Here is a 24746-nt window from a genome sequence, read left to right as displayed (position 1 = left end):
TACACGTATGACCCATCCCGATTTCTATATTCATTATTCTGCGTCTGGAATACTGTCGTATAGAGCTTGTACAGGTTTAATAATAACGCTTGTAATTTCATTAATTACAGCACTTACTTCCATTTCAGCTAATAGCATTGCATTAATTTTTTCGTTTTGTTGTGCTAATTGAGCTGTTTTTTGAGCGTATTGTAATTCTTCTTCTGATAATTCTTCACCGCTCGCTTGTTTTTCTTGTAATGTTAATTGCATTTTACGGAAGTTTGAGAATAACGCCACTGCATCAGCATCTTTCTTCACTTCTTCAATTGTAAATTCAAGTGCTGTGAATTGTTCTGTTTTACGGAATGTTGCTTCTAATTTGTTTAAATCGTCATAAATATTAACCATGTGTAAAAACTCCTTTGTATTTAAAATGCGACAGCGATAATCCCTTGCACGACACCAATGATTCCACCAAGTAAAAATCCTAGTACGGTAATCATTTTAAATTCGCGCTTTGAGATCCCAAGTACTAAATCTTCAAGTGTTTCTACCGGGAATTTATCGACTTGTTCTCTTACAACATTCTCTAAATCCATACGCGATAAAATATCTTCTAATTTATTTTCTACTTGTGTAAAGGTTGTCTCAACTAATTTTGGATATACATTGTCCTGTAACCATTTTGCACCATCTGGTAAGTAATGTACAAGCGGTAAGTCTAAACGATCTCGAATTGCTAATTGTTCACGTGCATATTTTTGAATGCGTTCCGTTGTAGAAGTGAAATCTAAATCACCTAATAATTGCGGAACTGTTTGAACTTGTAACTTATCCCACTCTTTTTGAAGTAAATTATTAAGCACATGGAATGTCGAATCCGAGCTTAAAAACTTCTTCACTTCTCTTTGAAGCATAGGCACAAGTGATGAACCATCACCAATAAACATCTGAATCATACCGCCGAATGTTCCTTTTGAGCTTAGGAAACCGTCAATTAAGCCTTTAATTGCCTGTTCTCCCTCAACTGTATCAAAGTATTGATCGCCTTTATTCAAAATGTAACGTGAAATTTCTGGAATTTTTGATTCTGCACGTTCTTTCCAACTAGCTGGTAGTAACTGTTCAACTGTCTGTGTAGCTAATACATTTTGCACTTGACCTACTTGTTGAACGATTAAATCATCTAATTTTTTCTCAATCATTTCTGGTGCATGTGAAAGTCCTGCTTGGTCTAACCATTGCTGCAGTGTTTTTTCTTCTGTGAAGATTTTCTCTTTTGTTTGTTGCCCTAACCATTCTAAAACTTTTTCACGCATCGTCGCATTGAAAAACTTTGCTCGGAATGTGTCTGGCGTTAATAAATATTTTACAACTGTTTTTCCAAGTTGCTTCGCTAATTCATCTCGTCTACGTGGAATCAATCCAGGCGTAAATGGTAGTCGTTTTCCCCAGATATAAACTGGATTATGTGGACGAAACAACATTTTAATCGCTAAATGATTTGTCACACCACCGATTAATGAACCAATAACAACCATGAATAGAATTGTAATGACCGTATTCATGTAATCCACCCTTTTCTTTAAACTATCGTTATTATAACAGAGGATACTTTGTTCGGAAAATGAATCGTTTAGAAGTTTTAATTCGCTTTCCCTCCCTCATTCTGTTTATACTGAAAAAAAGGGGGATGAATGATGATTCAACATTTTACATTTGAACGATTATACGCAGGAGAAATGCCTGGTTGGCGTCTTTCTTTCTATTATAATAGAGAAAAGGTGACGGCTCTTTATCATGGAGATGGTGAAATTGAAATCGTGCAACCACAATCTTTTATCATTACTGAACAATTAAAAAAAGATATACATGAATTAATGGTCTTTCATGTATATGACCATTAAATAAAAAAGCAAACGAATCGATTTTCAACCGTTTCGTTTGCTTTTCGTTCATTATAAACTATGCTGTTTATTCCCAGACTGTAATTCATACATTTGACTATAGCGTCCACCTAGTGCAAGTAATTCATCATGCTTTCCACATTCTACAATTTCACCTGCATCTAATACTAAGATTTGATCAGCATTTTTAATTGTTGAAAGACGGTGCGCAATGATGAATGTTGTACGACCTTTTTTCAAAACATCCATCGCATGTTGAATAATTTCCTCTGTTTCCGAGTCAATATTTGACGTTGCTTCATCTAAAATGAGAATAGCTGGGTCAAATGCAAGCGCACGTGCAAATGATACAAGTTGGCGCTGTCCAGCAGATAATGTACTACCACGCTCGATTACAGGTTCATCTAAACCTTTTGGTAGATTTTTTAGTACACGTTCCCCACCAACCGCAACTAATGCATCTTCTATTTGTTTTCTTGTAATGCGTTCATCATTCAAACTAATATTAGATGCGATTGTTCCTGTAAATAAATACGGGTCTTGTAGTACGATTCCCATATGCTGACGAACGGTCTGTCTCGCATGATTTTCGATATTTTCACCATCAATTTTGATTGTTCCTTTTGAAGCATCATAATAACGGAATAAAAGATTGATAATCGACGACTTTCCTGAACCCGTATGTCCAACTAGAGCAACTGTTTCTCCTGCCTTAGCATCAATTGAAATGTCTTTTAATACATATTCTTCGTTTTTATAAGCAAACCATACATGTTCGAATTGTACGTGACCTTTATAACGTGCGATTTTTTCATCGCTAACGTCTTCTCCACTATAGTCTAGTAATTCAAATACACGTGTCGCTGCAACATTTGCACGCTCTAATCGCGAGAATTGATCGACGATTTGCATGATTGGATTCATTAAACGTGTAATGTACTCAACAAATGCATATAAAATACCTACAGATGCAATCGACGTACCTGTTACTTCAAGTGAACCAAAGTACCAAACGAATGCAATGAGAATGATACTACGGACAACACCTACTAAATTGTGTGATGTAGCAGAATCTAAAAATAATAACTTATTATTGTAGCGAAAATGTTCATCATTAATTTGATTGAACTCATTCTTCATATTCTTCTCTTGCCCATATGCTTGAATAATCGTCATACCATTCATTGATTCATTCAACATACCATTTAAGTCAGATAGTCTTGAACGAATCGCATGATTATATTTCGAAGCATATTTACGGTACACAATCGACCATACAATGAGGATTGGGACAACGATTAATGCGAAGAAGCCCATCCATGTGTTTAAAGAGAACATGATAATAAAAATCCCGATTAATGTCATAAAACTTGCGGCAAATTGTGAGACAACAGTTACGAACAATTCACGAATTGCTTCGGTATCATTTGTAATACGCGACACAACTTTCCCAGCAGGTAGTCGGTCAAAATAGTTAATTGATAGACGTTGTAATTGACCATATACATCTTTACGCATTTTTTGAACAATGCGATTTGAACCGATTTGCAGCATATAAAACTGTGTATATCGGAAAATCGCAAAGATAACAACGGTTCCTAAATAGGCACCTAACATTAAATACAGTGGCTTTACTTCTAATCCAGATTTCGGCATGTTGGCAACATAATTGTCTAAAATATATTTAATAATTAATGGACCTGATAAGTCAGCTCCAACTGATATAGCAAGTAGCACAAGTCCCCAAATCATCGGTTTCTTATAAAGTAGTGCATACTGCCATAATCGTTTACGAACGGGCATCTTATTCGCCCCCTTTTACTTGTTGTAATTTGAATTGTTCTTGGTACCAACCAGGTTGTCCAACCAATTCATCGTGTGTGCCGTACTGAATGACTTCACCATCGTCTACGACAATAATTTTTTCAGCATGTAAAATCGCTGATAATCGATGGGTCACAATAATCGTTGTTTTATCTTTTCGTTCATTTTGAATATTGTCGATAATGCGACTCTCTGTTTTTGCATCCACTGCAGATAGTGAGTCATCTAAAATAAGAATTTCTGGATTACGAATAAATGCACGCGCAATCGAAATCCGTTGTTTTTGCCCACCTGATAACGAGATTCCTTTTTCTCCAACCATCGTATCTAAGCCATCTGGCAGACGTTTTAAATCGTCTTCAAAGTTCGCCATACGAATTGCTCTAGCAATATCTTCTTCTGTTGCATCTGGCTTACCAAAGCGAATGTTATCACGAATTGTACGTGAGAATAGAATGTGACTTTGCGGTACATAGCCAATCCAATTCAGCACTTGCTCCTTATCTTGTAATTGAATCGCTTCATTCGCAATTTCTACGTCCCCTTCACCATGTGGATATTCACGCAATAACTGTTTCACAATCGTCGTTTTACCACTACCTGTCTTTCCGACAATCCCAAGTGTTTCACCACGATGTAATTCAATGTTTACATTCTTTAAATTAAGTGATTTTGATAATGGATATTGGAAGCTTACATCGTTAAATCTAATTGTCGTTGGTGTTTGAACGACCTTTCTTTCTTTAGGGTTCGGAACGTCTTCTTTTTCGTTCAATGTTTCACTCACACGATCCAATGAGGCATTCCCTTGTTGCATCGTATTGATTAATTCACCAATCGCCATCATTGGCCAAACAGCCATACCAAGATAAACGTTGAAAGCGACAAGACTACCTACTGTAATGTCGTTAATCGATACGAGATACGCACCGTATCCAAGTCCAATGACATAACTAAATGCTGTAATGAATTTACTGACAGGTGCGAATAAACCATTTACACGAGATACACGTAAATTCTTTTCAACGACTTCTTCGGTCTTTTGTGCAAACTGCTTTTCCATTTCACGTTCTTGCACATAGGCACGAACAACTCGTACCCCCTCGACTGCTTCTAGTACGCTATCATTCAATTCACCAAATGCTGCTTGAGAGATGGTATAACGTTTATGAATGAATTTGCCAATTTGTTGAAGTGCAATCGCTAATAGTGGTAATGGTAGTAACGCTGCAAGTGTCAGTTTCCAAGAGGTAGTGACACCCATCATAATAATGATCGTTCCAAGATAAAGCGTAGAATCAAGTAACGTCATGATGCCAAAACCAGCTGTTTCAGATACAGCTTGTAAATCATTCGTCGAACGCGCCATTAAATCACCTGTTCGATTACGTTCGTAAAATGGTGGTCGCATCCTCAAGAAATGGTCCATTAATTTCATTCGTAAGTCTTTTTGCAAGACATTTGCGCCGCCAAATAATTGGTACTGCCAAATGAAATTGACAATATACGCTGCAAATAATAAAGCGACAAGTGCGATGATATAATTCCATAACAATTCAGTAGTTAACTCTTTTGTATGAATGGCATCAATTGTATTTCCAATAATTTTAGGTGGGATGACTTCAATAATATTCGCTACCGTTAATAAAATGACGGCAGTTGTATACCTCCCCCAATTCTCTTTAAAAAACCATTTCAGTTTCGTAAATACAGAAAACATGTTTTCTCCTTCTTCCTTTTTACAAATTATCCCTTTAAAAAACAACAAAAAAAGGCGCACACCCTAAGGGCATGCGCCTATATTAGAGTATTGATGTGACACACCAATACAAATAAATACAAAATCGCTACATGTTGTCTTGTAAAGGTATGTGTCCATATGAATAGTTGTGTGTTACTGCAATTGTGTTTACTACTGTTAAGTTATTCATGATTCATACCTCCATTTTTTTATTTCACATTTCGTGTTTCTAAACAATAACATTTCGAATTCCGAATTGTCAACAATTTTTAGAAAAAAAAGATTATTACCATTTCTAGTCTTTACGTAAATATTATTTTTTTATGCCGTTTTTTCTTTATACATACAACTTTCATCCCATAAAAGCAGTTTGATGATTTGAATTTTTTCTAGTTCTATCTTATTATTAAAATACTGAACATTTTTAAACACACAGGAGGTGTACACTTTACTCTCCCCCTCATTTGGGCTAGGAGTAAAGGGATTCTTTGGAAATAGCCATACGGTTGACAGCATTCGCTGTCTTAATCGCCTGCTCTGCTTACTTTGTTGCAACGGAATTCTCCATTGTCAAAGTCAGAGCAACTCGAATTGATCAGCTAATCGCTGAAGGTAATAAAAAAGCTTTAAAAGCAAAAAAAGTTATATCTAGTTTAGATGAATATTTATCTGCATGTCAGTTAGGTATTACGATTACATCGCTTGGTTTAGGTTGGTTGGGTGAAGGTACAGTGAGCATGATTTTACGCCCTGTCTTTGATTTAATAAATCTAAATGGTAGTGTGACAACTATCGTATCCTTCATTGTGTCATTCTCAATCGTCACATTTATTCACGTTGTAGTAGGTGAGCTTGCACCGAAGACACTTGCAATCCAAAAAGCAGAAGCTGTAGCTTTAACAACAGCACCATTTTTAATTCTATTCCATAATGTGATGTATCCATTTATTAAACTATTGAATTCATCTGCAAATGGTTTAGCTGCATTATTTGGTATTCGCAATTCAAATGATTCTGAAGTTGCTATGACGGAAGAAGAACTGCGCATTATTTTATCTGACAGTTTAAAAGGTGGAGAAATTAATCAATCCGAATATAAATATGTGGATAACATCTTCAACTTTGACGATCGTATCGCTAAAGAAGTTATGGTTCCACGTACTGAAATTGTTGGGATTGAAAAAGATCTAACACTCAAAGAAGTTTTTGAAGTAATGGGTGTCGAGCAATATACACGTTACCCAATTATTGACGGCGATAAAGACCACGTCATCGGTCTTGTTAATATGAAACATCTATTAACAGCTTATATTCGAAATCCAAAAGAAAATGGAGCAAAACCTGTTACAGCATTCATGCGTCCTGTCATTCGCGTCTTTGAAACCGTTCCAATTAGTGATTTACTATTAAAAATCCAGCGTGAACGTATTCATATGGCCATTTTAATGGACGAATACGGCGGAACATCCGGTCTTGTAACAATCGAAGATATCATCGAAGAAATTGTTGGTGATATTCGAGATGAATTTGATGCAGATGAAATTGCAGAAATCCGTAAACTTGAGGATGGGCATTATATCGTAGATGCAAAAGTTTTATTAGAAGAAATTAATGACATTCTAAACATCGAAATTGAAGATGATGATATCGATACAATCGGCGGTTGGTTTATGACGCGTCATTTTGATGCGAAGAAAGGCGACCAAGTCTCTGAGCAAGGCTATGATTTTATCGTGCGCGAGTTAGAAGGTCATCACTTAATTTACTTAGAAATCATCAAACATCCTGAATTAGAAACAGAATCTGATTCAACATTACTTACACAAGAAATATAGTACGAGCGACGTTACATTGAAAAATGTAACGTCGCTTTCGTATATCTAGATTTCTTTCAAGGAGGAAACATTGTGGACCCATATGAAAAGTTACGCAAAGGAGAAAAAGGTGCATGGCTTAGTATCATCACATACATCTTTCTCAGTTTCGCAAAATTAATTGTCGGCTATGTCGGTCATTCAGAAGCTTTACAAGCCGATGGTCTAAATAATACAACTGATATTATTGCTTCTGTTGCAGTATTAATTGGTTTACGAATATCACAAAAGCCACCAGATGCTGATCATGCTTATGGGCATATGCGTGCAGAAACCATTGCCTCACTCATCGCTTCATTTATTATGGCAGTTGTTGGTCTACAAGTATTATTTAATGCAATCAAAGGCTTTTTTGCCAATGAACATGAGCCACCCTCACTTTTAACAGCGGTTGTGGCAATCATTTCGGGTGCTGTCATGTGGGGCGTATATCTTTACAATATTCGACTGGCAAAAGAAATTAATAGCTCAGCTGTTAAAGCTGCTGCTTATGATAATCGTTCCGATGCATTTGTCAGCTTTGGTGCGGCAATTGGTATTTTTGCAGCGATTATTGGTTTCCCAATCATTGACTCGATTACTGCTGCCATTGTAGCCATTATTATTTTAAAAACAGCGTATGAGATTTTTGCTGAAAGTGTGCTAACGTTAACAGACGGATTTAATCAAACAGATATTGAGACGATTCGCACTACTGTATCAAATGTTGAAGGTGTCGTTGAATTGCGTGACGTTAAAGGACGTTATCATGGAAATATGGCTTTAATTGATGTAACTGTATCCGTTAATCCTTATTTAAATGTATGGGAAAGTCATGAAATTACGGAGAAAATTGAAGAAGCGATTCTTGAAGTATTACCTAGTTCTGTAGCGCTCGTTCATATCGAGCCTGAAGAATCTTTAAAAAGAAATTGACGAATTCTGTTAAAGTTGTTATGCTAGGTCTAACTTATAAAGGGAGCAGGTGAAGTATTATGATGAATAAATATGAGATTGCGACGACTTCGCACGTATTTGGTATGCATAAAACTTTCTCCTGCCATGTAGCGCTATAATTATGTTATAGCTCTCTTTCAATGTGCGGTTAGGTTTATTGCATCCATCATGGTGCAATAAACCTTTTTTTATTACCACATTATTGGAGGAAATTACATTGACACAATTACAACAATACGGCTTTAAAGAGCCTTTTACATCTGAAGCTACAGCACTTTTAACACAAGCAGGTCACGAAAACTACTTGATTGGACGTATCACACTTGAACATAAACATAGTTATCGTATTCGCACAGAACAAGGTGAACTACTTGGAACGATTTCGGGTAAGTACGCATATAACGCATTCATGCGTAAAGACTATCCAGCAATTGGTGACTGGGTATTAGTTGAGCAAATGCCTGGTGAACAGCGTTGTTTAATTCACCAACTTTTAACACGAACTTCGACATTCTCACGCAAAATGGCTGGTGTAGAAATTGACGAACAAATCGTTGCGACGAACGTCGATCTTGTGTTCATCGTTATGAGCTTAAATCACGACTTTAATGTTCGTCGACTTGAACGCTATGTACTAGCTGCTTGGGATTCAGGTGCATCTCCCGTCATCATCTTAACGAAAAAAGATCTATGTGAAGATGTGACATCATTCATTGAACAAGCAGAACAAGTAGCAATTGGCGTACCCATCTATGCAATCAGCACATTAACAGGAGAAGGAATTGAAGAGATACAAAATCTACTTCTACCACATAAAACAGCTGCGTTAATGGGGTCTTCTGGTGTCGGGAAATCTACGCTCACGAATGCGCTTGTTGAAGAAGAGAAAATGACCGTTCAACACATTCGTGAAGATGATTCTAAAGGACGCCATACAACGACACATCGCGAACTTTTTGTTTTACCAAAAGGCGGTATTCTCATCGACACACCTGGAATGCGCGAACTTCAACTATGGTCAACAGAAGGTGCTTTAGAATCGAGTTTTTCTGATATTGAACAACTAGCTGACGCATGTCGTTTCCGAGATTGTTCACATAAAAATGAACCCGGTTGTGCCATTCAACAAGCTCTTTCAGATGGCTCATTAGAACAAGCACGCTATGCCAGCTATGTGAAGCTACAACGTGAAATTCGCTATCTTGAACAAAAGACGAATAAACAAGCACAACTAGCAGAAACACGTAAATGGAAACAAGTATCTAAACAGCTAAAAAATAAAAAGAAAAATCGTCTATAATATATAAAACCGTCTTGGACTATTTCTTTTTTAGCATTCAAAATGAAAAACTGGAACCGCACTGTGGCGCGATTCCAGTTTTTTATGTTCATATAGGATAGTGTTTTTTACACATATGCCCCAATCTGTTTATTTTTCAGTTAAACCGTATTTTACAGCGTATAGAGCTGCCTGTGTACGATCTTGTACTTCTAATTTCGCAAAAATATTTGAGATATGCGTTTTCACCGTTTTTTCTGTAACAAATAATGAAGAAGCAATCTCTTTATTGCTCTTCCCTTTCGTTAATTCCGCCAATACGTCTTTTTCACGACGCGTTAGTGGATTTTTCACATGCGGCAAATGTTGCGTTGATTCTTGGTTCTGATCGAGTTGATGCGTCACTTCAGGATGCATGCTATTTTCGCCCGCAATAATTTTACGAATCGTTAAAACGAGTTCATCTGGTTCAATATCTTTTAATTGATAACCTGCGGCTCCCGCTTCAATCGCTGGTAAAATATGATCTCGATCTGAAAAACTCGTCAACATCAAAATTTGAATATGTGGATACACTGATTTAATACGACGTGTCGCTTCAATACCGTCCATCTCTGGCATGACTAAATCCATTAATACAATATCCGGTTGATACACTGAAGCGAGTTCTACTGCTTCCTTACCATTTCGTGCTTCCCCCACTACCTCAATATCTTTTTGTGTTTTTAAAAAGAAAAGTAATCCTCTTCTTACAACATGATGATCGTCCGCAATCAATACTTTAATCATGCAATCCCCTCCTTAATAAGGTAGTCGAATTAATATTTCCGTCCCTTTTCCAATATCACTCACCCAGTCAATCGTTCCTCCAAGTGCTTCTGTACGATCACGCATACTTTGTAAACCAAGTGATGGAAGTGCAATCGACGAATCTACTGAGAAACCACGACCGTCATCTTTAATAACAAGTAAAATATCACTATGCGTTACACGAATAATGATTTGAGCTTGTTTTACACCTGCATGTTTTCGTACATTATTCAAAGCTTCTTGTGCAATCCGGAATAATGCTTCCTCAATTTTAGAAGGGAACTGTAATACACCCGACACTTTTACATCAAGTGTAATGCCAAGCATTTCAGCATAACCTTTTAGTGCTTCTAGTAATCCTGTTTCTAAGCCTTTCGGACGCAGTTGCCAAATGAGTGCGCGCATTTCTGTTAAAGCTTCTTGTGTAAGTGACTGAATTTCTGCAAATGTCTCTTTTACTAACGGTTCATCTGTCATTTCGATGCCTGCACGAGAAGTCAGTGTGACTGAAAAAAGTAGCTGATTAACTGAATCATGTAAGTCACGTGCTAGTCGATTTCGTTCCTGTGCAAGTGCAACGTCTTTTTCTTGTTTTGTAAGTAGAATACGCTTAATAGCTGAACCAATTTGGAACGCAATCGATTCTAATAGTGCAAGGTCATCATCTGAAAAACGTACCGTATTAGGAGATGCAACATTTAATAATCCGAACTTTTCAGGACCTGACTGTAACGGAACCGTCGCATGATGAGTAATTGCATCATGTGCTTCATTAGAATGCTTATTCGCAAGTTCAATGCGCTGACATTCTATAATGTTTGATGCTTTCTCTAGTTCATTATTATGGTATTTCGATAAACACCAACAACCACCCTTACATAGATAGCGACACCCCTCTTGTTCTAAATTATTCGGCAAGTTGGCTTCGGCAATTAGTTCATGGCGGCGACGATCTTTAATAAGAAAGATCCATCCCGTTTCAAACTTCGTGCCTTCAAGTAACTTCTCTAGTGCTAATTGAAGCATTTGTTTCATTTCAGTTTCTTCATTTAATAATTCTGCAATTTCTTTTAATAATGCGATATTTGAATGGTCTGCTTTCGTCAAAGTACCACCCTCCGTTCTATACTACCTTCTATTGTACATGGAAATGCCCTTTTCTCCTATGCGAATCCTTTCATACTTTTGACGGGTATTATAAGAGTAAACCAACAAAAAAACTTTGAATTTGAGAGAATTCTATTTTACAATGTTTGTAAAAGCCTTTATACTCAAGTAGGAAAATAATGTAGAACTAGGAGAATTATAATGTCTAAAAAAATAGAATATAGTATGTTATTTATGTGGGTTGTATCACTTGTAGCGATGATGGGTTCTCTATTCTTCTCTGAAGTGATGAAATATGAGCCTTGTACATTTTGTTGGTACCAGCGTATTTTAATGTATCCACTCGTATTGATTATTGGAATTGCGTATATTCAGCGTAATGCACAGATTGCTGTTACTACACTTGTCTTTTCATGTATCGGTGCATTGGTAGCACTTTATCATTATGGTATGCAAAAAATACCGTTTTTACATGATAATGCAATAGCTTGTGGACGTGTACCATGTACAGGAGAATATATTAACTGGCTTGGTTTTATTACGATTCCTTTCTTGTCACTTACTGCATTTGTATTGATTTTCATCACAAGTATCTTTATCCTTAAACAAGGAAAGAAGGAGGAAATGTAATGGCAAAAAAGAAAACGAATGTCCCTAAGAAAAAAAATAATGCTGGAATTCTAATTATTATTGCTTTAATTATTGTAGCTATTTTTGCAGCTTTATTATTACTTAATAAAAGTTCAAATGATAAAAAAGAAGAAGGTTCTTCACTATACGGAGACCATAAAATTAAAACACAATCAACGATTGATCAATTAGATGACGAAAACTATCAAAATATCATCTTACCAGATGCCTTAAAAGAAAAAATTGATAGTGGTGAAGGAACTTATGCTTACTTCTTCTCACCTGAATGTGTACATTGTCAAAAAGTAACACCAGAGTTAATGCCTTTAGCAGATGAAGCAAAAGTAGATATTAACCAATATAATGTTTTAGAGTTTGAACAAGGTTGGCAAGATTATAACTTGGCAGCGACACCTACACTTGCTTATTTCAAAGACGGTAAGGAAGTTGGTCGTCTTGTCGGTGAACAACCAAAAGAAGCATTTGTGAAGTTTTTTGAGGATATGAAAAAACAATAGAATTCATTGGAGAGGAATCGCCTGTATATGCGGTTCCTTTTCTTCTGATATGCTATAAAAAGGGGTTATACATATGTTCGGAACGATTTTTAATTGTTGCATGATTTTGATTGGTAGTACTATCGGAAGCTTAATGAATAAAGGGCTAAAAGAACGTTATCAAACGATTTTGCTACAAGCGATGGGATTTGCTGCTGTCGCACTTGGAATTAATGCAGTGACACAATACTTACCCAAAAGTGAAGAACCTGTTCTCTTCATTGTTAGTTTAGCGATTGGTGCAGTAATTGGTGAAAAAATCGACATTGAAGTACGTTTCAATCGATTTGTTGGACGCTTTTCAGACGGGCCACTCGCAAAAGGTCTATCTACAGCTATTCTTTTATTTTGTATTGGTACATTATCCATTCTCGGTCCTATTAATAGCGCCTTACAAGGTGACCATACATACTTAATTACAAATGGTATTTTAGACGGTGTAACGTCGCTCGTACTCGCTTCTACATTCGGTTTTGGCATCGCATTATCCGCAGTGGTACTCTTTTTATGGCAGGGCTTCTTCTATGTGATGGCTTTATTTTTAAATGACTTTATGACGGAGTCTTTATTAACTGAAATCTCGATTATCGGAGGCATTCTTATTTTTGCGACTGGTTTGAGTATTTTAGGAATTAAAAACTTAAAAAGTCTTAATATGTTACCTGCCCTTTTAATACCACCAGTTTACTTAACTTTTAAACATCTTTTCTTATAAAATGAAATGAAGGGTTACGCTCAAAAGCGTAACCCTTCATTTTTTTATTTTTTCAGATGGAATGTATCCGGATGTGAGCCGTAACGTTCATCTCGATTTAACATATCAATCGCTCGCATATCTTCAAGAGTTAGTTCGAAATCAAAGACATCCGCATTTTGTCGAATACGTACTTCTTGTACCGATTTCGGAATGACGATTAAGTCGTGTTGTAAATGCCATCGAATAATCACTTGTGCTGCTGATTTACCGTATTTTTCTCCGAGCTTCACAATTGCTTCATCTTCTAATACGCGACCACGACCAAGTGGTGACCACGATGTAATGGCAATATTATGTTGTTTTGCAAAATCACGATTTTTTTGTTGAATCAAATGAGGATGTAGCTCGATTTGATTCACCATTGGTTGTACATTCGCTGTCGCTAATAACTTCTCAAGATGATGCGGTTCGTGATTTGATACACCTGTAGCGCGAATTAATTTTTCATCGTATAAGCGTTCAATCGCACGATAAGTATCTACATATAATTCAGGAACCGGCCAATGCGTTAAATATAAATCTAAATAATCCATATCTAATTTCTTTAGACTTGTCTCAAATGCTCGTAACGTTTGGTCGTATCCTTGATCGGTATTCCAAACTTTCGAGGTGATGAATAATTCCTCACGCTTCTTTTTTGAATCGCGCACAGCTTGTCCTACTTGTTCCTCGTTATCATATAAAGCAGCTGTATCAATCGCAATGTATCCTGCTTCAAGGGCATGTGACATGGCACTATATGCTTCATCTGGATTCGTCATTTTATATACACCTAAACCAAAACGTGGCATTTCAACACCATTTACTAACTTTTTCGTTGAATGTAGATTTAACAAATGCTCTCACTCCTTTTCTACAGTATACCCCTATTGTCACATTATTTCGAGAATACTTATTTTTTCAGTACACCTTGCTTTTTCACCTCTTAGCGAATATTATAGACGTTGTCAAAAAAATCGTTCGGCTTTAAGGAGTTATTATTATGTTTAAATTAAAAGAAAATGGAACGTCTGTTAGAACAGAGCTTGTTGCTGGTCTTACAACGTTTTTAACAATGGTTTATATTATTATCGTCAATCCGACAATTTTAAGTGCAGCAGGTGTACCGAGCCAACAAGTGTTCATGGCGACAATCATTGCCGCAGTATTCGGTACATTGTGGATGGCTCTAGTTGCCAATTATCCAATTGCGATTGCACCAGGTATGGGTTTAAACGCTTTCTTCACGTATTCAGTTGTTCAAGCATCAAATGGTGAATTACATTATACAACTGCTTTTGCTTCTGTATTTATCGCCGGTATCTTATTCATTATTTTATCCTTAACACCTCTTCGCTCTAAATTAATTACAGCGATTCCGAATAATTTAAAATTAGCGATTACTGCTGGTATTGGTTTATTTATTTCGTTTTTAGGATTACGTATGGCGGGTGTTGTTGTAGATGACCCAACAAACTTAATTAAATTAGGTGATTTAACAAGTCCAAGTGTGCTATTAACACTTGGTGGTCTTATTATTACAGCGATTTTCATGGTACGTCGTGTACCAGGTGCTATTTTCATTGGGATGGTCATTACCGCCATCATCGCGTTCTTTACAGGGCAATTAAAAATTGATGAACTTGTTGCGATGCCACATTTACCAGAAGGTATTATTGTTTGGAATCCGATTGATGCTTTAAAAGAAGTTATTGCACATAGTTTATACGGTGTTGTATTCTCATTCATCTTAGTAACACTATTCGATACAACAGGTACATTAGTTGGTGTAGCACGCCAAGCTGGTTTAATGAAGGGTGAAACACTACCTCGCGCACGTAAGGCCTTACTTGGTGACTCATTCGGTACAACAATCGGAGCAATGTTTGGTACATCACCAACAACAGCTTATGTAGAATCATCTGCAGGTGTTGCGGCTGGTGGTCGAACAGGCTTAACTGCTTTAACAGTTGCCGTTCTATTTATTATTGCTTCATTCTTCTCACCTTTAGTTGCTTCGGTGTCAGGTGTTTCTGCCATTACGTCACCTGTTCTAGTCATTGTCGGAACATTGATGATTGCATCTGTTCGTCACATTGAATGGGATACATTTGATGAGGCACTTCCTGCATTTTTAGTGATGCTTATTATGCCACTCACTTCAAGTATTTCAACAGGGATTGCATTTGGATTTATTGCATATCCGATTTTAAAAATCGTCAAAGGTGAAGCAAAAAAAGTACATCCTTTACTTTATCTATTCGCTATCCTATTTATTATTCAACTTGTCTTTATCTAAAATAATAAAAAGCCAAAATCACAACACACATGCGATTTTGGCTTTTCTTATGTTCAGATGAATCAATATACCATCTTCTTATATTTAAGTATTATTTCGCTTCTTCTTTCTTCTCATCTTCATCATCATATTGTACGGGATCTTGTGTATAACCATCTCGTTTTAGCTCTTGTTCATCGCGTAGTCTTTCCATCTGTTTTCCTAATTCTACAACGTCACTGAAGTTATTCGTCATATGTCCACTCGACACATTATCTTTACCTTTTTTCATCATTACCACGCCCCTTTTTAAGCCTTTACTATGTGTACCCTTTTAAAAGACTTTTCAAACCTTTTTATGCTATGCTATTTGAAAAATGGAGGCGATTGGCTCATGCGTATTTTATGGGACTTTGATGGAACCATTATGGATACTTATCCTGCTTATACCGATATTTTATATGATATATTGAACGGACAATTTACAAAAGAAGAAATCTATCAACAACTTAAAATTTCACAATCACATGCGATGGATTATTTTCAATTAACAGATGAACAACGAAAAGAAATGATTGAAAAAAGTCGTGCGATTACGAATTACACACCATTCCCCTATGTTGAAAACGTTCTACAACAGGCTGAAGTAAATGTTATTATGACACATATGAACCGAGCTTCTGTTGAACGTATTTTACAAGAAACAGACTTAGCCAAATACTTCACAGAAATTGTCGCCGGTGATGATGGTTTTGCACGAAAGCCAGACCCTGCTGCTTATGTCTATTTACATGAACGCTATGAACTCGACTATGCGATTGGTGATCGTGAGCTCGACTTAATCCCTGCTAAAAAAGCTGGCTTTAAAACGATTATGTTCCAAAACGATTGTGACGTTGCTGATTATACCATTAATGACTATCATCATTTTTTCGATTTAATTCCTTAAATATCAAAAAGAAGAAATCGTACAATCACACGATTTCTTCTTTTTTTATTCTATAAAATTGGTTTAAAGCTTTGTTGACGTAGCGCTTCGTAAATAATAATCGCTGCTGTATTTGATAAATTTAATGAGCGTACGTGGTCGCTTTGTGGAATTTGTAGGCACATATGTTGTTTGTCTTCAATTAATTCACGTGGAATACCTGTTGTCTCTTTTCCAAACATAAAGAAGATATCTTCTTCTGTATTCGAATAATCAAACTCTGTATAATTTTTCGTCCCGAATGTTTCGATAAAATAAATTGTCGCCTGTTGATGTTTTTCGAAAAATTCTTCTACATTATCGTAATATGTGATATTGACACTTGACCAATAATCCAGTCCTGCTCTTTTCAACATCTTATCATCTGTTGAAAAACCTAATGGACGAATTAAATGTAGGTGTGTATTAGTTCCAGCACATGTTCTTGCAATGTTACCTGTATTTGCTGGGATTTCGGGTTGATATAGGACGATGTGTAACGTCATCTAAGGGCACTTCCTTCTATTTTGTAATAAATGATAGTCCTTTTTCTATTTCCTCAAGTACTTCTTCATCTTGTTCCTTTTGTAGCGCTTGTTCTAATATTGCTTTTGACGCTGGCGCATCAATTTTCCCAATCGCATAGGCTGCTGCACCGCGAATAATAGGTCGTGTATCTTTTTGTAGCACTTCTGTTAGTGTCGGAATGGCTGATTCCTCTTTAAAATGTGCAAGTGCATAAATCGCATTTCGCTGCAATGGTTTCTTCCCTCGCCAAGAACCTGAAACATGACCAAAATCTTGTTTAAACTGTTTATTGGACATGGTTAGTAGTGGTTCAAGTAACGGTTTTGCAATTTCAGGATCTGGGAAGAACTCTTCATGAATTAAATTATGCTTACGCTTATTTTTCGGACAAACAGTTTGGCATGTATCACAGCCATAAATACGATTCCCTAAATGTGTTCGAAACTCATCTGGTAATGTATCTTTTGTTTGTGTTAAAAAAGCAATACAGCGCTGAGCGTTTAGTTGTCCTGCTTGTACAATCGCACCTGTTGGGCAAACATCTATACACAGGCGACAATCTAAGCATTCATCTTCTATTGGCTCATCCGCTATAAACGGAATATCTGTAATAATCTCTCCTAAATAAACATAAGAACCGAACTCTGGCGTAATAATATTCGTATTTTTACCACTCCAACCAATTCCCGCTCTTTCTGCAACAGCTCGGTCGGATAACTCCCCTGTATCGACCATCGACTTCGTTCGTGAATGTGGATGATGTGTATGAATAAATTCTTCAAGTAACGCTAATTTCTCACGTAAGACGGTATGATAATCGACACCCCAAGAAGCACGACAAAAAATACCACGTCTCGCACCTTTCTTCCCTTGTGGTACATTCAACATCTTAGACGGATAAGCTAATGCAATCGCAATGATACTTTTTGCGTCTTCTAATAACAAGGTAGGCTCCGTACGTAAAGTGACATCAGATTCTTCAAATCCAGACTGATAGTTTAACTGTTGTTGCTGAATAAGACGTGCTTTTAAATCAATAAACGGTGTAGCAGATGCGAAACCAATTTTATCGATTCCAATGGACTGAGCATATTCTCTAACTTGTTGTTGAAACGATAAAACGTTCATTTGGTTTCATTCCTTTCTATATGATACAATTGGCAAAAATGAACAGATAGGTGATGTTTTATGCACATTCAACTAAATGAACAATTAACCAATCAAATAACAGATTTTAAAATCGGCACTGTCCATTATACCAAAATTATCGTGGAAGAATCGCCCCAAATGATTAAAGGACGTACACAATTATATCAAGAGAATCTATTTTTAGATTTGCAAGATACACCTGTCGCAGAACATAAAGCCATTCAAGAATGGCGACACATTTTTAAAACACTCGGTGCTGATCCAAGTCGCTACCGTCCATCTGCTGAAGCATTACTACGTCGCATTGCAAAACAACAATATTTACAACCCTTCCACTCTGCTGTCGACTTAAATAACTTCTTTTCACTACAATATGAGATTCCTGTAGGGATTTATGATACGCATGCTTTACAAGGTGCTATCGAAATGACTGTAGGAACAGAGAATAGTATGTATGAAGGATTAAATGGTCGTGATGTCAAGTTAGCTGGAATACCTGTAAGCTGTGATGAACAAGGTCCATTCGGTAGTCCTTATGTCGATAGTAAGCGTAGTGCAGTTACTGAAGCCACAACAGATGCACTTCAAATTTTCTATCTTCCACCATCACTTTCTCATGAGTCATGCGAGCAGTTACTCGCTTCTGCTTCTAAGATGTTTACACAAATCCACGGGGGCGATGCAACATATGCCATTTTGAATAAAGAACAATTACAGACGACCATTTAAAAAAGTTCGGGCACGATGTGTGTCCGAACTTTTTCTTTATTCTACACCTGGTAAAAAGGCTAGTACTTTTTCATCTGCATCTAAAATAACATCTACACCTAGGGGAATACCGACATTTAAATCCTCATGCCCAAATTTAAAACCACTCACAACAGGCTTATTGAAGTCTTTAAAATAACTTGTAAATAGTGCATCTAACGACGGTGAATCTGTATAATCACGTGGTTCTGCGTGTGTAAAGCTACCGATGACTACACCCGCACAATGTTCGAACTTTCGTGCCATGCGTAATTGATTCAGCTTCGCATCAATCTGTGCTGGCTCTAATCCAATATCTTCGATGAGTAACACTTTATTTGCTGTATCCACTTCAAATTTTGTTCCGAGTGATTCACACAGTAATGTTAGATTACCGCCAACAATCGGCGCACGTACACGCCCTTTTGCGATTGTTTGAAGTGGTGAAATACGTTCATCATAGTAAATCTCTGCTGGATTAAATAACTGCTGAAACATTAAATACGTACGTTCTGGGATATCCTCTCTACCTAAAGAGGAAAGTGTTGGGCCATGGAATGTTACCAAGTTACTCAACTCACCAATCGCTGTGTGTAAAAATGTAATATCTGAAAAACCCCAGAAGATTTTTGGATTTTCTTCAAATAGCATATAATCTAATTGATCTGCAATACGCGCAGAACCATATCCACCACTTGCACAGAAAATAGCACGAATAGACGGATCTTCTACCATACGCTGTAAGTCACGTACACGTAATTCATCACTACCAGCTAAATAATGTTCTTTCGCTGTAACACTCTCACCCATTACATATTGAAGCCCTAACCCTTCAATAAAATCGAGTGCTTTTGTTAATTGCTGTTGATTCGGCGGACTAGCAGGAGCGACAATCCCTACTGTGTCACCTTTTTGTAAACGCATCGGTCTTTGTTTCATATGCCAAGCTCCTTTTTTTATACTCTCCTCTATTATAGAGTGATTTGAATCATAAGTGTACACACTTCAATCACTAAACCGCAAATGACACCTATACAAATCGCTTTTTTCTTCATCTGAACCTCCGAATTTTTTTCTTTCATTATAAAAATCGAATATGTCAAACAGATGTCTGTTATAATAAGAACAAAGATTCGTTTTTTGAAAGGGAGATGACAATGGAGAAAACACGTTGTGCATGGGCAAATGTTTCGGAGCTTGATCAACAGTATCATGATGAAGAATGGGGTGTACCGATTACTAAAGATTCGGATTGGTTTGAAACACTTATTTTAGAAAGTATGCAAGCGGGCTTAAGTTGGGCAACCATTTTAAAAAAGCGTGAAACGATGCGCGAAGCATTCGATTATTTTGATTATGAAAAAATTGCACAATATGATGAAGCTAAAATTGAGCGCTTACTACAAAACGAAGGAATTATTCGTCATCGTGGTAAATTAACAGCAATGGTTCATAATGCTACCTTATTCATGGATATTCAAAAAGAATTCGGAAGCTTTAACGAATTCATTTGGACTTACACAGGGGGTACACCAATTCAAAATCACTTCACACAATTATCTGAAATGCCTGCGACTACAGAACTTTCCACACGCATTAGTAAAGATTTAAAAAAGCGTGGTTTTAAATTTTTAGGTCCGACAACGGTTTATGCTTTTATGCAAGCAAGCGGCCTTGTAAACGATCATGTAACAACTTGTTTTTGCTATAAAAAAGATCTGCATGGTGCTTAAAAGCATGCAGACCTTTTTTTTATTTAATACGCATCAACAAAGTCAGAGAAGAATCCATGAACACCCATTTGTTTATGTCTTTTCATCGTACCTCGGTCATTCACTGTATACGTATAAGAAACAATTTTTTTCTTTTTCAATGTTTGTACTAAAGGGGTATTTACAAATGTTTTATCAATACTCACTGCCCGAATACCGCGTTCATCACAAAATTCGGCTAATGATTGATTTGTATAACTTTCACGCCCAATCACATAGAGTACATCTTTAAAACCATAGTTTTTTAATAGTTGATAGTCTTGTTTGTAGAACATTTGAGGAATAAGACGATTTTTATCACGTGGCTTTAAGTTTTTAGTATAGACATTAATTTTTTTATATAGTGTTTGTACTGCTTGAGGTGACTTTGTTTTACCATCTAAAATAATATAAACATCATCATATTTCTTCAACAATTTAATAACTTGTTGAAAATCGATTGGTTTATATTTGTCTTTATAAAGTCGATTCTTAAAAGTTTCATATGTTTGGTCTTTTGTATCTTTCCAATCATGTCGCGCTACTACTTTTCCATCACTTGTCATATTAATATCTAATTCAATGAGGCGATGACCTTTCTCATAACTATTTTGAAAAGCCTCAAGTGAATTTGTATATTTATCTCCTTCTATTCCACCACCTGCATGTGCAATGATGGTGTTTTCAGTCCACTCATAAGACTGGGCAAATGTCATATAGCTCGTAATGACAGCGATTAAAAAAAGTGCAGGAACAAAGACTCCAATAAAACGTTTCATTGTACCCTCCTTTTTCTAAGACATCATATCTATCATACTATATGTAAACAGAAATAGAAAAAATTTTTAAATAAGAAAATAGATTAACTAAAAGTATTTCATATACCTTTTAAAATTCAAAGAGGTTGTGACAAATAGTTCATTTCCTCTTTTAGAGTTCGCAACGAAAAAATGGAACCGTGTCACAGCACGATTCCGTTTTTTTCTTATACTTCATCATCATATTCATATAATTTTACTTATTGTTACCTTCACTAACTACCTCAAAAGCAATCGCTTCTTTTGGTTTAATCATATATAAGACAAATCCAATGAGACACCATACACCTAAAATTAGCCATTCCATAGGCCATACAAGTGCTGAAGGCATGCCTGGTAAATAGAATGTAATGAATAAAATACTCAATGCAATCGCTGCCACTCCTGTAAACTTCCAATATTTAATGCGATATGGACGATGTAATTCTGGTTCTACTTTTCGTAACTTCATAAACGCAAAAGATACTAATAAGTAACCTACGATAATACCCACTCCACCAGCATCTACAATCCATACAAGTGCCGGTCGACCTAAGAAAGGCGCAACTGCTGCTAAAATACCCAAGAAGATAATCGCATTTGTCGGTGTTTTGTATTTCGGGTGCATATAGGCAAACCATTTTGGAATCATATGATGTTCTGCCATCGCATATAAAATACGACTCCCTCCGATAATGAAGGCATTCCAACTTGTAATAATTCCTGCAATACCACCAATCACTAGGACATATCCCCAAACAGGACTACCAAATAGTGCAACCATTGCGTCTGCTGTTGCTAATTGACTTGTTAAAAGTTGTTCGTCTGGTAGTGCTGCTGCTACCCCAAAGACAACGAATAAATAGAAACATACCGCACTGACAATTGATACAATAATAATACGACCAATTGTTTTACCAGGTGCTTTAATTTCTGCTGCTACTTGTGGAATAACATCAAACCCTACAAATAAGAATGGAATCATAACAAGTACAGATAGTGTACCTCCGAATCCATCTGTAAACATCGGATCTAAATTTTTCATATCACCATTCGCAAAAGCCCCATATACCATAAGAGCTGCTACTAATACAATCGCAACTGTAAAAACATTTTGGAAAATAGCTGCTGGTTTAATTCCAAAGAAGTTTAGTGCTGTTAGTGCGACTGCACCTACAGAACCGATTAAAGCCCATGTAAGATACACTTCCCAACCACCTAATGTCCAAAGACTTACTTTATGTTCAACAGGCATTACGTAATCAATAACCGTTGGTAATGCGACTGCTTCAAATGTTACAACAGATACATAACCAAAAAGTACACCCCATGCTGCTACAAATGCGCTCTTTTTACCAAAAGCACGCTGGACGAATACTAATCCGCCACCTGTTTTGGGAATCGCTGCTGAAAGCTCCGCATACGTTAAACCGATAAAGATTACAAGTAATCCTCCTAATATGAATGCAATAATCGTTCCTAAAAAGCCTGCCCCTGTAATCCATTCCCCTGATAAAACAACCCATCCCCAACCAAGCATAGCGCCTAGTGATAGAAAAAGTACATCGACCTTTGACATCGACTTTGTAAATTCTTTATTATTCTGATTGCCCATGTTAATTTCTCCCTTCATGCTGTAGACTCTCGTTGCTTTCAAGCTTAAAAGCATGCTACACATTTTCAAAAAAAGCTAATACAACCCCATATATTCTGTATTAACTTATATAAATTCCCCTTTATTCCTTTCTTTATAGTGCTTACATAGATTATGAAGAATACCACTTTAAAATAAAAGAACCATCTTTTTCTTTTTTTTGGAACCAGTTCATTAGCACAGTATTTACTTATATTTAAAAGACAGATACATACATTTTCATAATTTTTACAATTCAACTAGAACACATAAACAGAACAAAAAAAATCGACCTAATCAGTCGATTTTAATTTTTCACAATATGAAATTAAAAATTCCGCAAAATCAATTACTTGATTCATTGTTTCTACAGAAACTACTACTAACTCATTTTTCCTTATACGGATGGCTAGTTGAATAATTGGGTGCCATTGTTTCGGTAAATGCTGTAATCCATATATACCAGCATCATATTTTGAAGTCACCCCCACCTCCTTTAACGTATAAAATTGACGAAGTAACCCTAATACAATCCATTCAATTTCTTCTTTTATCTCTTCATCAGAAATAGATAAATCTAATTGAACTTCTCGCTTCAACCTCTCGATATAAGGTTTCCAATACTGTTGCATATTCTGAAATACATAGTCTCGAAGTTGAGAACCTGTAGTCGTTGGAAAAGGAGGATCTTGATAATTTTGATGTAAAGTCCACCAAGTAACCGGATTAAAGTTAAAGTAATCACCATAACTTAGTGTTCCTTCATTATAGTAAAAATAAGTATTTAAAAATGGGGATTGGGATGATAAATCTGCTTTAGCTATATATACACAATCCATTGGTATGTTTTCTTGTTGTTCAAATTGCAAATGAAGTTGATTCAATATTTCTTTCTGGTCTAATGTTAGTTCTGGATTCGTTACAATAATACAATCGATATCACTTTTGTTTGATTCATATGTGTTTAAGCCAATAGAGCCATGTATAAAGAGCTCTAACTGATAATCAGGTAATAACTTATGGCTTAACGACATATAAGTATCTACAGCCTTCTTGACCGTTTCAGGAATAAACAATAGATTACCACCTTTCCAATTGAATTAACTTTAGTGTAAAAGAATAATAAAAAAAGACCACTAGAATCTAGTAGTCTTATATAGATACCGGTGGTCGGGGTCGAACCGACACTCCAAAAGGAACACGATTTTGAGTCGTGCGCGTCTGCCAATTCCGCCACACCGGCATAATAGTATGTAAAGTTTTAGAAATAAAAAAAAATGGAGGCGGCAACCGGATTTGAACCGGTGATAAAGGTGTTGCAGACCTGTGCCTTACCACTTGGCTATGCCGCCATCTCATTATGAAATAAATTATGGAGCGGAAGACGAGGTTCGAACTCGCGACCCCCACCTTGGCAAGGTGGTGTTCTACCACTGAACTACTTCCGCAAAAATGGCTGGGGTACCTGGATTCGAACCAGGGCATGACGGAATCAAAATCCGTTGCCTTACCG

The 24746-nt window shown here is 36.5% G+C and carries 25 protein-coding genes and 4 tRNA genes (1 of these 29 cut by a window edge); 11 read left to right on the top strand and 18 right to left on the bottom strand.

Features of this window, described 5'->3' with window-relative positions; all coding sequences use genetic code 11:
• Nucleotides 1–33: 33 nt before the first annotated feature.
• Both ASO14_RS02595 and ASO14_RS02590 read right to left on the bottom strand, forming a co-directional pair.
• Nucleotides 34–390: a YlbF family regulator gene (locus ASO14_RS02595; RefSeq protein ID WP_068451021.1), complete on the bottom strand. Its 357-nt coding sequence runs from the start codon at nt 388–390 to the stop codon at nt 34–36.
• Nucleotides 391–410: 20 nt separating this feature from the next.
• Nucleotides 411–1550, bottom strand: a complete 1140-nt coding sequence (locus ASO14_RS02590) for a DUF445 domain-containing protein (protein ID WP_068451020.1) — start codon at nt 1548–1550, stop codon at nt 411–413.
• Nucleotides 1551–1682: 132 nt separating this feature from the next.
• Between ASO14_RS02590 and ASO14_RS02585 the strand changes: the two genes are divergently transcribed.
• Nucleotides 1683–1889, top strand: a complete 207-nt coding sequence (locus ASO14_RS02585) for a DUF5342 family protein (protein WP_068451017.1) — start codon at nt 1683–1685, stop codon at nt 1887–1889.
• Between the two features lie 51 nt (nt 1890–1940).
• On the opposite strand, the gene ASO14_RS02580 is transcribed toward ASO14_RS02585, so the two are convergent.
• Both ASO14_RS02580 and ASO14_RS02575 read right to left on the bottom strand, forming a co-directional pair.
• Nucleotides 1941–3692: an ABC transporter ATP-binding protein gene (locus tag ASO14_RS02580; RefSeq protein ID WP_068451014.1), complete on the bottom strand. Its 1752-nt coding sequence runs from the start codon at nt 3690–3692 to the stop codon at nt 1941–1943.
• A gap of 1 nt (nt 3693) precedes the next feature.
• On the bottom strand, nt 3694–5433 hold the full coding sequence (locus ASO14_RS02575) for an ABC transporter ATP-binding protein (protein ID WP_068451012.1): 1740 nt from the start codon (nt 5431–5433) through the stop codon (nt 3694–3696).
• A 509-nt stretch (nt 5434–5942) separates the two neighbouring features.
• Here ASO14_RS02575 and ASO14_RS02570 point away from each other — a divergent pair.
• The 3 genes from ASO14_RS02570 (at nt 5943) to rsgA (ending at nt 9564) form a co-directional block, all read left to right on the top strand.
• The gene (locus ASO14_RS02570) at nt 5943–7289 is read left to right on the top strand and encodes a hemolysin family protein (RefSeq protein ID WP_231726975.1); all 1347 of its coding nucleotides are present in this window, start codon (nt 5943–5945) and stop codon (nt 7287–7289) included.
• Between the two features lie 72 nt (nt 7290–7361).
• Nucleotides 7362–8243, top strand: coding sequence for a cation diffusion facilitator family transporter (locus ASO14_RS02565; protein ID WP_068451006.1), 882 nt, complete (start codon nt 7362–7364; stop codon nt 8241–8243).
• Nucleotides 8244–8481: 238 nt separating this feature from the next.
• A complete protein-coding gene (gene rsgA / locus ASO14_RS02560) occupies nt 8482–9564 on the top strand; it encodes a ribosome small subunit-dependent GTPase A (protein ID WP_068451004.1) in 1083 nt (360 codons plus the stop codon).
• A 129-nt stretch (nt 9565–9693) separates the two neighbouring features.
• Here rsgA and ASO14_RS02555 read toward each other — a convergent pair whose 3' ends face one another.
• On the bottom strand, nt 9694–10332 hold the full coding sequence (locus ASO14_RS02555) for a response regulator transcription factor (protein WP_068451001.1): 639 nt from the start codon (nt 10330–10332) through the stop codon (nt 9694–9696).
• A 12-nt stretch (nt 10333–10344) separates the two neighbouring features.
• Complete coding sequence (locus tag ASO14_RS02550) at nt 10345–11460, bottom strand: GAF domain-containing sensor histidine kinase (protein WP_068450998.1); 1116 nt, start codon at nt 11458–11460, stop codon at nt 10345–10347.
• A 201-nt stretch (nt 11461–11661) separates the two neighbouring features.
• On the opposite strand from ASO14_RS02550, the gene ASO14_RS02545 reads away from it, so the two are divergent.
• The 3 genes from ASO14_RS02545 to ASO14_RS02535 all read left to right on the top strand — a co-directional run bounded on the left by ASO14_RS02545 (nt 11662) and on the right by ASO14_RS02535 (nt 13362).
• Complete coding sequence (locus tag ASO14_RS02545; RefSeq protein ID WP_068450995.1) at nt 11662–12090, top strand: disulfide oxidoreductase; 429 nt, start codon at nt 11662–11664, stop codon at nt 12088–12090.
• Nucleotides 12090–12608, top strand: coding sequence for a thioredoxin family protein (locus ASO14_RS02540; protein WP_068450992.1), 519 nt, complete (start codon nt 12090–12092; stop codon nt 12606–12608). Before ASO14_RS02545 ends, ASO14_RS02540 begins: the two co-directional genes overlap by 1 nt.
• A gap of 73 nt (nt 12609–12681) precedes the next feature.
• On the top strand, nt 12682–13362 hold the full coding sequence (locus ASO14_RS02535) for a DUF554 domain-containing protein (RefSeq protein ID WP_068450989.1): 681 nt from the start codon (nt 12682–12684) through the stop codon (nt 13360–13362).
• Nucleotides 13363–13406: 44 nt separating this feature from the next.
• Here ASO14_RS02535 and ASO14_RS02530 read toward each other — a convergent pair whose 3' ends face one another.
• Nucleotides 13407–14195: an aldo/keto reductase gene (locus ASO14_RS02530; protein WP_068457222.1), complete on the bottom strand. Its 789-nt coding sequence runs from the start codon at nt 14193–14195 to the stop codon at nt 13407–13409.
• 191 nt (nt 14196–14386) lie between these two features.
• Between ASO14_RS02530 and ASO14_RS02525 the strand changes: the two genes are divergently transcribed.
• Nucleotides 14387–15682: an NCS2 family permease gene (locus tag ASO14_RS02525; protein WP_068450987.1), complete on the top strand. Its 1296-nt coding sequence runs from the start codon at nt 14387–14389 to the stop codon at nt 15680–15682.
• Between the two features lie 91 nt (nt 15683–15773).
• Here ASO14_RS02525 and ASO14_RS02520 read toward each other — a convergent pair whose 3' ends face one another.
• Nucleotides 15774–15956: a hypothetical protein gene (locus ASO14_RS02520; RefSeq protein WP_068450984.1), complete on the bottom strand. Its 183-nt coding sequence runs from the start codon at nt 15954–15956 to the stop codon at nt 15774–15776.
• Nucleotides 15957–16055: 99 nt separating this feature from the next.
• Here ASO14_RS02520 and ASO14_RS02515 point away from each other — a divergent pair, with 99 nt between their 5' ends.
• A complete protein-coding gene (locus ASO14_RS02515; RefSeq protein WP_068450981.1) occupies nt 16056–16610 on the top strand; it encodes an HAD-IA family hydrolase in 555 nt (184 codons plus the stop codon).
• A gap of 50 nt (nt 16611–16660) precedes the next feature.
• On the opposite strand, the gene trmL is transcribed toward ASO14_RS02515, so the two are convergent.
• Both trmL and queG read right to left on the bottom strand, forming a co-directional pair.
• Nucleotides 16661–17134, bottom strand: a complete 474-nt coding sequence (gene trmL / locus ASO14_RS02510; RefSeq protein WP_068450979.1) for a tRNA (uridine(34)/cytosine(34)/5-carboxymethylaminomethyluridine(34)-2'-O)-methyltransferase TrmL — start codon at nt 17132–17134, stop codon at nt 16661–16663.
• A 16-nt stretch (nt 17135–17150) separates the two neighbouring features.
• Nucleotides 17151–18284 carry a tRNA epoxyqueuosine(34) reductase QueG gene (gene queG / locus ASO14_RS02505; protein WP_068450978.1) on the bottom strand — a complete coding sequence of 378 codons (1134 nt, stop codon included), beginning with the start codon at nt 18282–18284 and terminating at the stop codon, nt 17151–17153.
• A gap of 60 nt (nt 18285–18344) precedes the next feature.
• On the opposite strand from queG, the gene ASO14_RS02500 reads away from it, so the two are divergent.
• On the top strand, nt 18345–19034 hold the full coding sequence (locus ASO14_RS02500; RefSeq protein WP_068450976.1) for a B3/B4 domain-containing protein: 690 nt from the start codon (nt 18345–18347) through the stop codon (nt 19032–19034).
• Nucleotides 19035–19070: 36 nt separating this feature from the next.
• Here the strand turns inward: ASO14_RS02500 and ASO14_RS02495 are convergent, their stop codons facing one another.
• A complete protein-coding gene (locus ASO14_RS02495) occupies nt 19071–19991 on the bottom strand; it encodes a S66 peptidase family protein (RefSeq protein WP_068450973.1) in 921 nt (306 codons plus the stop codon).
• 218 nt (nt 19992–20209) lie between these two features.
• On the opposite strand from ASO14_RS02495, the gene ASO14_RS02490 reads away from it, so the two are divergent.
• Nucleotides 20210–20785: a DNA-3-methyladenine glycosylase I gene (locus ASO14_RS02490; protein WP_068450971.1), complete on the top strand. Its 576-nt coding sequence runs from the start codon at nt 20210–20212 to the stop codon at nt 20783–20785.
• Nucleotides 20786–20808: 23 nt separating this feature from the next.
• Here ASO14_RS02490 and ASO14_RS02485 read toward each other — a convergent pair whose 3' ends face one another.
• From ASO14_RS02485 to ASO14_RS02455, 7 genes are all read right to left on the bottom strand, one after another.
• The gene (locus ASO14_RS02485) at nt 20809–21582 is read right to left on the bottom strand and encodes a glycerophosphodiester phosphodiesterase family protein (protein ID WP_068450969.1); all 774 of its coding nucleotides are present in this window, start codon (nt 21580–21582) and stop codon (nt 20809–20811) included.
• Nucleotides 21583–21817: 235 nt separating this feature from the next.
• Nucleotides 21818–23215 (bottom strand): APC family permease, encoded by a 1398-nt coding sequence (locus tag ASO14_RS02480; RefSeq protein WP_068450966.1) that lies wholly within the window; start codon nt 23213–23215, stop codon nt 21818–21820.
• Nucleotides 23216–23526: 311 nt separating this feature from the next.
• Nucleotides 23527–24309: an aminoglycoside adenylyltransferase domain-containing protein gene (locus tag ASO14_RS02475; protein ID WP_068450963.1), complete on the bottom strand. Its 783-nt coding sequence runs from the start codon at nt 24307–24309 to the stop codon at nt 23527–23529.
• An 85-nt stretch (nt 24310–24394) separates the two neighbouring features.
• A tRNA-Leu gene (locus tag ASO14_RS02470) sits at nt 24395–24476 on the bottom strand.
• A 35-nt stretch (nt 24477–24511) separates the two neighbouring features.
• Nucleotides 24512–24585, bottom strand: a tRNA-Cys gene (locus ASO14_RS02465).
• Between the two features lie 21 nt (nt 24586–24606).
• Nucleotides 24607–24681: transfer RNA gene (locus ASO14_RS02460), tRNA-Gly, on the bottom strand.
• 5 nt (nt 24682–24686) lie between these two features.
• Nucleotides 24687–24746 (bottom strand) — tRNA-Gln (locus ASO14_RS02455); it runs 15 nt beyond the window's last position.

The sequence above is a fragment of the Kurthia sp. 11kri321 genome, from assembly GCF_001534765.1.
Classification (GTDB): domain Bacteria; phylum Bacillota; class Bacilli; order Bacillales_A; family Planococcaceae; genus Kurthia; species Kurthia gibsonii.
This window is presented reverse-complemented; position numbering and strand designations above follow the sequence as displayed.